Here is an 8,447-nt window from a genome sequence, read left to right as displayed (position 1 = left end):
GGGTGGGCCGTCACGGCGCGAGGGAGCAGACAACGGCGAGGGCCCTCCCCGGCCGGTCGGTATGCTCGCCGACATGGTCATGCCCTCCGGAAGTGCGCACTCCGCGTACGCCGCCCCCATTGCTGGTGCAACTAGTTGCGCGGCTCCGCGGGAGCGGAACGACGCATGTCCGGGCGCGCTGCGGTTGCACCAGGCCGACGACGGAGGGCTGGCCCGGGTGCGGCTGCCCGGCGGGGTGCTCGGGGCCGGGCAGGCCACGGCGCTCGGCGAGGCCGCGACCCGGCTCGGGGACGGGGACCTGCATCTGACCTCGCGGGGGAACCTCCAACTCCGAGGGCTCGGCGAAGGTTCCGGCGTCGGGCTGGCACGACTGCTGGACGGCGCGGGGCTGCTGCCCTCCGCCGCGCACGAGCGGGTCCGCAACATCGTCGCCTCGCCGCTGTCGGGTCTGGACGGGTACGGGCACCGGGACATCAGGGACCAACTCGCCGAGTTGGACCGGCTGCTGTGCGCGAGCGAAGAAGCGCGCGGGCTGTCGGGCCGCTTTCTGTTCGCGGTGGACGACGGCCGCGGGGACATGGCGGCGCTCGGCGCGGATGTGACGTTGGTCGCCGTCCGGGAGGGCGGCGCACTGCTGCGCGTAGGGGCTGATCGCGACGCGGGAGCGCTCCGCGTCGACAGCGCACACGCCCCCGCTGCCGCCGTGACCGCCGCCGAGGTCTTCCTCGAAGCTGCACGGGAGTGCGGCGTACGCGCCTGGCGGGTGGGCGAGCTGCCGATGACCGGTGGTGAGTTGGCTCACCGGGTCGCCCAACGGCTGGGCGACGCCGGGCGAATCGTCCCGGTTCCGCAGCTTCCGGAGGTGGATGACCGGGGGCCTGCGCCCGGTCTCGTCACAGCCCCCACCGGGCCGGTCGCGCTCTCCGTACTCGCTCCCCTCGGCCGGTTGACCAGCCACCAGTGGACGCTGCTTGTCCGTACCGCCGAGCGGGACGGAACCGGCGAGCTGCGGCTGACCCCGTGGCGCGGGATCGTCGTACCCGGTCTCACCCCCCGGCGGGCGCCCGGAGCGCTGGCCGCGCTGGGCGACGCCGGACTGGTGGCGGACCCCGCCTCACCGTGGCGCGGGGTGGGTGCCTGCGCCGGGCGGCCGGGCTGCGCCAAATCGCTGACGGACGTACGGGCCGACGCCGCCGCAGCCTTGGCAGCCAGCGGCAACAGCACCGGCGGCAACGGCAGCGGCCACGGCACCGGCACCGGCACCGGCAGCGAAGGCGGGGCACAGGCGCTGCCCGTGTACTGGTCCGGCTGCGAGCGCCGGTGCGGGCATCCGCGCGGCGAGCGGGTGGAGGTCGTCGCGGGCATGAACGGCTACCAGGTGTCCGTCGTCCGGGGCACCGGCGGCCTGCTTCCCGTACCCCTCTCCCGGCGCGACCCGCACACCCCGCACACCCCGCACACCGAGCTCGCCGCCACCGTGGCGGCAGCCCGCAACCCACGGTCCACCGACAAGCCGCGCCCCACGACGACGGCCCCCTCACGATGAGCGAGAGCACAGTGTTCGAGTACGAGAAGGACGGCGCTGCCATCTACCGGCAGTCCTTTGCCACCATCCGCGCGGAGGCGGATCTGGCGGGACTGCCCGCCGATGTCAGCCAGGTTGCGGTGCGGATGATCCACGCATGCGGCATGGTCGATCTCGTACGGGACCTCGCCTACACCCCGCAGGTCGTCGCGCAGGCCCGCGCCGCCCTGCGCGCGGGGGCGCCCATCCTCTGCGACGTCGCCATGATCGCCAGCGGTGTCACCCGCCGGCGGCTTCCCGCCGACAACGAGGTGCTCTGCACGCTGGCCGACCCCGCCGTCCCCCGACTCGCCGCCGAGCTGGGTACGACCCGTACCGCCGCAGCCCTCGAACTGTGGCGTGACCGCCTCGAAGGGTCCGTCGTCGCGATCGGCAATGCGCCCACCGCGCTGTTCCGGCTGCTGGAGATGCTCGACGAAGGTGGGGCGGGGGCGCCGCGGCCGGCCGCCGTCATCGGGGTGCCGGTCGGGTTCGTCGGCGCTGTCGAGTCCAAGCAGGCGCTGGCCGAGCACCCGTCAGGGCTGGAGCACCTGGTCGTGCACGGTCGCCGCGGCGGCAGCGCCCTGGCCGTGTCCGCGCTCAACGCCATCGCGAGTGAGGAGGAGTGAGCCGGGTGAGCAGCACCGACGGAGTGAGGAACGGCGTGGCCGGGGGCGCAGCGGAGCAGCCGGAAGCGGGCGTCGGCACCGGGCGGCTGCTCGGCGTGGGGCTGGGTCCCGGTGACCCCTCGCTGATGACCGTGCGCGCCGTCGAGGCGATCGCCGAGGCGGACGTCGTCGCATATCACAGCGCCCGGCACGGCCGTTCGATCGCCCGCTCCATCGCGGCCGGGCAGCTGCGCCCGGACCACATCGAGGAGGCGCTGGTCTACCCCGTCACGACGGAGTCCACCGACCACCACGGCGGCTACCGGGGCGCGTTGGAGGAGTTCTACGCCGAGGCGGCTGCCCGGCTGGCCGCGCATCTGGACGCCGGGCGCACTGTGGCCGTCCTCGCCGAGGGCGATCCGCTCTTCTACGGCTCCTACATGCATATGCACAAGCGGCTGGCGCACCGGTACCCGACCGAGGTCATCCCCGGTGTGACGTCGGTGAGTGCCGCCGCCGCGCGCCTGGGCGCTCCGCTGTCCGAGGCCGAGGAGGCGCTGACCGTACTGCCCGGCACGCTGCCGGAGGAGGAACTGACCGCACGCCTCGCCTCCAGCGACGCGGTGGCCGTGATGAAGCTGGGCCGTACGTTTCCCAAGGTGCGCCGCGCGCTGGAGCGTTCCGGGCGGCTGGCCGAGGCCCGCTACGTCGAGCGCGCCACCATGCGCGGCGAACGCACCGGACGGGTCGCGGACATCGACCCGGACTCGGTGCCGTACTTCTCGGTTGCCGTACTGCCGAGCAAGGTGGGCAAGCCGGGGGCAGCCCCTGAGAAGGAGGGCGGCTCCCCCGGCGACGGCACGGCCTCCGGCGAAGTCGTCGTCGTCGGCACCGGGCCCGCCGGGCCGCTGTGGCTCACCCCCGAGACGCGGGGCGCGCTGGCCGCCGCCGACGATCTGGTCGGCTACACCACCTACCTCGACCGGGTACCGGCGCGGGACGGCCAGCGCCGGCACGGCTCCGACAACCGCGTCGAGGCCGAACGCGCCGAGTTCGCCCTGGAGCTGGCGCGGCGCGGGCGGCGGGTGGCCGTCGTCTCGGGCGGCGATCCGGGCGTTTTCGCGATGGCGACGGCCGTGCTGGAGGCCGCCGACCAGAAGGCGTACGCGGACGTGCCCGTACGGGTACTGCCCGGCGTGACCTCCGCCAACGCGGCAGCGGCCCGCGCGGGCGCACCGCTGGGCCACGACTACGCCACGCTCTCCCTCTCCGACCGGCTCAAGCCGTGGGAGGTCATCGCCGAACGCCTCCGCGCCGCGGCGGCGGCCGACCTGGTGCTGGCCCTCTACAACCCCGGCTCGCGCAGCCGCAACTGGCAGGTCGGCAAGGCCCGCGAGGTCCTGCTGGAGCACCGCGCCCCGGACACCCCGGTCGTGGTGGCCCGCGACGTGGGCGGGGACGGGGAGCGGGTACGGATCGTCCCGCTGGCCGAGCTGGATCCGGCCCAGGTGGACATGCGTACGTTGCTGATCGTCGGCTCCTCGCAGACCCGGACCTCCCGCGGGCCGGACGGTACGGAGTGCGTATGGACACCGCGCCGGTATCCCGACGTCTGAGTCGTACGGCGTTCACACCTTGGCCATCAGGCGTAGTGCGTCCTCCTCGGGTGTGCCGGGCCCGGCGGTGTAGACGAGCAGGGCGAGTTCCGGGTCCTGTGGGAAGTGGGTCATCTCGTACGTGAGGGCCAGCGGGCCGGCGTCGGGGTGGTTGAGGTGTTTGATGCCGTGCGACTTCGTGCGCACCGTATGCAGCTCCCAGTGCCGCCGGAACTCCGGGCTGTGTTCGACGAGTTCGGCGACCAGCCGCCACAGCTCGGGGTCCTCCGGGTGGCGGCCCGCGGCGATCCTGAGATGGCCCACGGCCTCCCGGGCGATCATCTCGCGGTTGGGGTAGCGGCTGCCGATCTCCGCGTCGAGCAGGTGGAGTCGGCACATGTTCCGCTCGGCCGGCGGTAGCGCATCGAAGTCCGTGATGAGGGCGCACACCGGGCGGTTCCAGGCCAGTACGTCCATACGCCGCCCCATCACCAGGGCCGGTGCCGTGATCCAGTCCAGCAGCTGCTGCACCTCGGGCCGTACGGAGTGGGCCTCCGGCTCCCCCGTACCCGCGGCGCCCCGCGCGGGGCCCGGTCGGTGCGGGCGGGCCAGCCGGAAGAGGTGTTCACGCTCGTCCTCGTCCAGCCGCAGTGCGCCGGCCACGGCGCCCAGCACCGCGTCCGAGACGCTCTGATTGCGGCCCTGCTCCAGCCGTACGTAGTAGTCGACACTCACTCCCGCCAGGTGCGCCAGCTCCTCCCGGCGCAGCCCCGGCACCCTTCGGTGGCCGGACCCTGAGGCGAACCCGACGTCCTGCGGCTGGATTCTCGCCCGACGGGACCGCAGAAAGTCACCCAACTCCGCGTGTATGCCCATGCGTTCATTGTCCCCCCTGGGCCCGGCGGACGGTGGGTACGCCGGACCCCCCGTACGGCAGAGCAGCCGGAGAACCCGCGCACCCGGACCACCCTGGAGTTCCGGACATGACGCGGGGCACGGGGCTCGACGTCATGAGGCTCCGGACGACGTGACGCGGGCTGCCGTCGGCAGACGGAGCCGACGGCAGCCGACCGGGGCCGGCCAGAGCCGACCAGCGCCGATGAAACGGACCGAGAGACGGGCGAGAGGTGGCGACGATGCGTGGATCCCTGCGAGAGCACAGAGGACGGAGCGCGGCGACCGCGGCAACCGCGGCGGCGGCGGTCGCGGCGGTGCTCGTCGCCGCGGCACCCGCGGCACCCACGGCACCCACGGCACCCACGGCGCCGGTGACATCCACAGCACCAGGTGCACCCGCGGCACCCGCGACCTCCGCAATACCCCACCTGCCCGGCGAAGCACCGCCCGACCCCACACCCGGTGGGCCGCAGCGCCCGTACGAGCCCGATGTCCCCGGGCCCCGCAACATCGACGGGCTCACCGCGACGGTGCGCCCTGACGGCGGCACGCGGGGCGGTGTACGCGTGGCCTTCGACCGCACCAGCCGGGCCGATCCGGAAGGCCCGCCGGCTGCCGCGCGCCGCTTCGTCTTCCTCTTCGATGCATCGCTGCGCTTCCACCCCGCCGCCTTTCCCACCTGTGCACGCACGGTGGTCGAGCGGCAGGGCACCGGCGGCTGCCCCGAAGGCTCCCGCATCGGCCGGGGTACGGCGCACGCCTACCCGCAGGGCACTTCGGAGGTGTACGCCTTCAACACCCGGTACGCGAACGGGATGCGGGGTGCCCTCGTCGTCATCCCGGCCACGGACACGATCCTGGAGCTGACCTGGGAACGCGTCACCGGTCCTTACCGGCAGCGGGGCTATCTGTGGGGCCTCGACGAGATCCTGCCGCCCTCCGACGTGCCACCGGCGGACCGGGTGGGCACCCGGCGGTTCCAGCTGGAGTGGGGCGCCGCACGCCGTACGGGCCCCCGTACCGTCAGCTTCGCCGAGACCACGGCCGAGCCCGGCACGAAGCTCCGGGTCGGGCTGTGGAGCTCCTTCGTGACGGGCCAGGTCGCCCTGCCGGAGGCCACACCCGTCCGCTAACCCAGGCGTTCGACGGCTTCCTTGGCCTCCTTCAGGCCCTCGCCCGTCAACTCCCGGTATCTCTTGATCGCGTGGAGCTTTTTGCCGTTGCGGAGGAGTTCGATCACCTCGCGCAGCCGCGGGTCGTGCTCCTGCAACCCCATGTGCTCCAGCATCAGGTCAAGCTTGCGCTCGACCCGCGCCAGTTGCCGGTCCGAACGCGAGATCCGGGTCTCGATGCTGAGGACCGCCCCGAACAGGAGCAGGGCCACGCAGGCCAAACCGAGTGTTTCCATGGGCGCGATCCAATCAGCCCCGCCCCGGGCCGTGCGTCCGGGGCCGCTCCCGGACTTTCATGCGCGGACAGCGGCGACGATACGGAAGGCGACGCTGCCGCCGACGGCCGCGCCGATGGCTGTGAACAGTCCGATCTTGGTGTCGCCGATGACCAGGCCCATCCAGCCGTAGTAACCGCAGACGGCGCCCAGGCATACGGTGAACGCCGTGGTGACCACGAGGGCCGCGACGACGCCGCAGCCCTGTTCGCCGGAGCGCGCCACGTTGCCCCTCTTGGACACGGCACTGGCGACGGCCAGCGGCGCGAGCCCCAGCAGCGCGCCGACCCAGGCACCTTCCTCGTCGAACTCACCCAGCGAGATCACGGCGATGTCCAGGCCCCCGCCGTCGCCGATCCACCCGAGGACGAAACCGGTCACGCACAGCGCCACGAGGACGAGAAAGCTGGTGAGCGCGGACCGCAGCCCGGCGACGATCCACGCGACGACGCCGATCAGCCCGCCGAGCCAGGCGCCGGTCACCGCGCCCAGATAGCTGGGGTGGATCAGCCCGGTGGGGATCGCGGGGGCCTCCATCTCCAGGAGACTGCTGTGGAAGGACTGCTGGGACATGGGGAGGAGATCGCCGCTGTTGGCCTTGGTCGCGGCGATCAGGCCCGCGAGTACGCCGATGACGACGAAGGCGATGTCCCGCGACCGTATGAGCGCGCGGCGGACCTTCGGCCCGGAGAGGGCGGCCGTCAGGCGTGCCCGAAGGCGCGGGGCCTGGCGGGGCGGAGTCCAACCGGCGGCCTGGGCGGTGGACTCGGGTCCGTCCGGCTCGCGGGCGGTCGTACGTCCGCGCGCCGCGCCCCTCGCCGAGCCGCCCGGCGATACGCCACGTACCGTCCGGGCGGCCTCGCGGGTGAAGTCCCGTACCCAGACGAACGTCCGGCGGGCCCACGCCGCGCCACCCTCCGGACGGGGCGGTACGACGACGGTCGGCTGCTCGGAGTCGGGTGGGACGTGCCGTTCGTCCGCCGCCATGCGGAACCGGTGCACGTCGTCGCGCTGGGCCGCGATCATCTGGTGTATCTCGCGCGGCCAGGGCTGCTCGGGCCGCTCGGCCTTCGCGAGCAGCAACTCCTCCACCTGCGCATGGAGTTGCTCCGGACTCGGCCGTTCCTCCGGCTTCTTGGCCAGGCACGGCTGGATGAGTCCGCGCAGCTCATCCGGTATCCCGCTGAGGTCCGGCTCGGTGTGCACGACGTTGTACATCATCTGCGGTGCCGAGGTCCCGTTGAACGGACCCTCGCCCGTGCACGCCATGACCAGCGCCGCGCCCAGCGAGAACACATCGCTGGCCGGGGTCAGGGGGTGGCCGTCGGGCTCCACCTGCTCCGGCGACATATAGCCGGGTGCACCGACCACCCAGCCGGTATGCGTGACCCAGGTGCCGTCGTCGTTGTCGGCGGCCCGCGCGATGCCGAAGTCGATCACCTTGGCGTGCCCCTCGGCGAGCAGCACATTGGAGGGCTTCAGATCGCGGTGCACCAATCCGGCCTGATGGATGTCGATCAGCGCCGAGGCCAGGTCGGCGGCCAGCCGCAGCACCGCCTCCTCCGGCAGCCCGCCGACGGCCTCCACCGCCGCGTGCAGTGAAGGCCCTGACACGAACTCCGAGGCCAGCCATGGCACCGGTTCGTCCGCGCCGTCGTCGATCACGGCCGCCGTGTAGGCGCCGGACACTTTGCGGGAGGCCACCACCTCGCGGCGGAACCGTGCACGGAAACCGTCGTCCTCCACCAACTGCGCGCGTACGCGCTTGAGCGCGACCAGCCGTCCGCCAGGCGTATCGCCCAGCAGTACTCTCCCCATGCCGCCGCTGCCGAGTTCGGCAAGCATCCTGTACGGCCCGACCCTGCGCGGGTCGGAGGTCTCCAACGGTCGCACCGCCACCCCTTCCGGCTGCTGAGCCAAGAGATGCTATCCGAACACTCTTGGTAACAGCGGGAGTTGAAATCGGGGAATTGGTGAAGACCTTCAAAGCTGCCTGCCTGGAGGGACGGGTTCCGCCCTAGCCCATGCCCTGCTGCGGCGGTATCCAGGTGAGCTTGTGCCGGATGTGCGACGACATCTTCGGGTCCAGCCGCACATGCAATTGGAGATTCCCGCAGGCCGCGCAGACGAAAGCGTCGAACACCGCCTGCTTCGTCCCGAACGCTCCCGCGCCCGTCGGCCGGATCCCGCCTTGCGCCACGTATTCGCCCCGGAACACCTCGACGCCGCCGCACGCGCCACAGTGTCCATAGCGCAGGTCCCCGTTGGTCATGCGGACCAGCCTAGTGCCCAGGCCTTCGACGGCCACCTCTCCCTCTCAGCTCGATCGCGGCGCC

At 72.7% G+C, this 8,447-nt stretch carries 8 protein-coding genes; 4 read left to right on the top strand and 4 right to left on the bottom strand.

Annotated features, from left to right (window positions below; all coding sequences use genetic code 11):
- Positions 1-61 precede the first annotated feature (61 nt).
- The 3 genes from cobG to ACTWP9_RS20625 are packed head-to-tail and all read left to right on the top strand — an operon-like array spanning position 62 to position 3,788.
- Positions 62-1,546, top strand: coding sequence for a precorrin-3B synthase (gene cobG / locus ACTWP9_RS20635; protein ID WP_443247706.1), 1,485 nt, complete (start codon positions 62-64; stop codon positions 1,544-1,546).
- Positions 1,547-1,557: 11 nt separating this feature from the next.
- On the top strand, positions 1,558-2,193 hold the full coding sequence (locus tag ACTWP9_RS20630; protein ID WP_443247705.1) for a precorrin-8X methylmutase: 636 nt from the start codon (positions 1,558-1,560) through the stop codon (positions 2,191-2,193).
- 35 nt (positions 2,194-2,228) lie between these two features.
- Complete coding sequence (locus ACTWP9_RS20625; protein WP_443247704.1) at positions 2,229-3,788, top strand: precorrin-2 C(20)-methyltransferase; 1,560 nt, start codon at positions 2,229-2,231, stop codon at positions 3,786-3,788.
- Positions 3,789-3,800: 12 nt separating this feature from the next.
- On the opposite strand, the gene ACTWP9_RS20620 is transcribed toward ACTWP9_RS20625, so the two are convergent.
- Complete coding sequence (locus ACTWP9_RS20620) at positions 3,801-4,643, bottom strand: helix-turn-helix transcriptional regulator (protein WP_443247698.1); 843 nt, start codon at positions 4,641-4,643, stop codon at positions 3,801-3,803.
- Positions 4,644-4,903: 260 nt separating this feature from the next.
- On the opposite strand from ACTWP9_RS20620, the gene ACTWP9_RS20615 reads away from it, so the two are divergent.
- Positions 4,904-5,797 (top strand): hypothetical protein, encoded by an 894-nt coding sequence (locus ACTWP9_RS20615; protein ID WP_443247697.1) that lies wholly within the window; start codon positions 4,904-4,906, stop codon positions 5,795-5,797.
- On the opposite strand, the gene ACTWP9_RS20610 is transcribed toward ACTWP9_RS20615, so the two are convergent.
- From ACTWP9_RS20610 to ACTWP9_RS20600, 3 genes are all read right to left on the bottom strand, one after another.
- Positions 5,794-6,072 (bottom strand): ribosomal protein L7/L12, encoded by a 279-nt coding sequence (locus ACTWP9_RS20610; protein WP_443247696.1) that lies wholly within the window; start codon positions 6,070-6,072, stop codon positions 5,794-5,796. The two genes, ACTWP9_RS20615 and ACTWP9_RS20610, sit on opposite strands and share 4 nt — an antisense overlap.
- Positions 6,073-6,129: 57 nt before the next feature.
- Positions 6,130-8,004: a serine/threonine-protein kinase gene (locus ACTWP9_RS20605; protein WP_443247695.1), complete on the bottom strand. Its 1,875-nt coding sequence runs from the start codon at positions 8,002-8,004 to the stop codon at positions 6,130-6,132.
- Positions 8,005-8,128: 124 nt separating this feature from the next.
- Entirely contained in the window at positions 8,129-8,383 is a 255-nt protein-coding gene (locus tag ACTWP9_RS20600; protein ID WP_443247694.1) for a hypothetical protein, read from the bottom strand.
- Between the last annotated feature and the right edge of the window lie 64 nt (positions 8,384-8,447).

Source organism: Streptomyces sp. 3N207, assembly GCF_052246355.1.
Lineage (GTDB): Bacteria > Actinomycetota > Actinomycetes > Streptomycetales > Streptomycetaceae > Streptomyces.
Note: the sequence above shows the minus strand (reverse complement) of the source record. Positions and strands in the feature narration are given on the sequence as shown.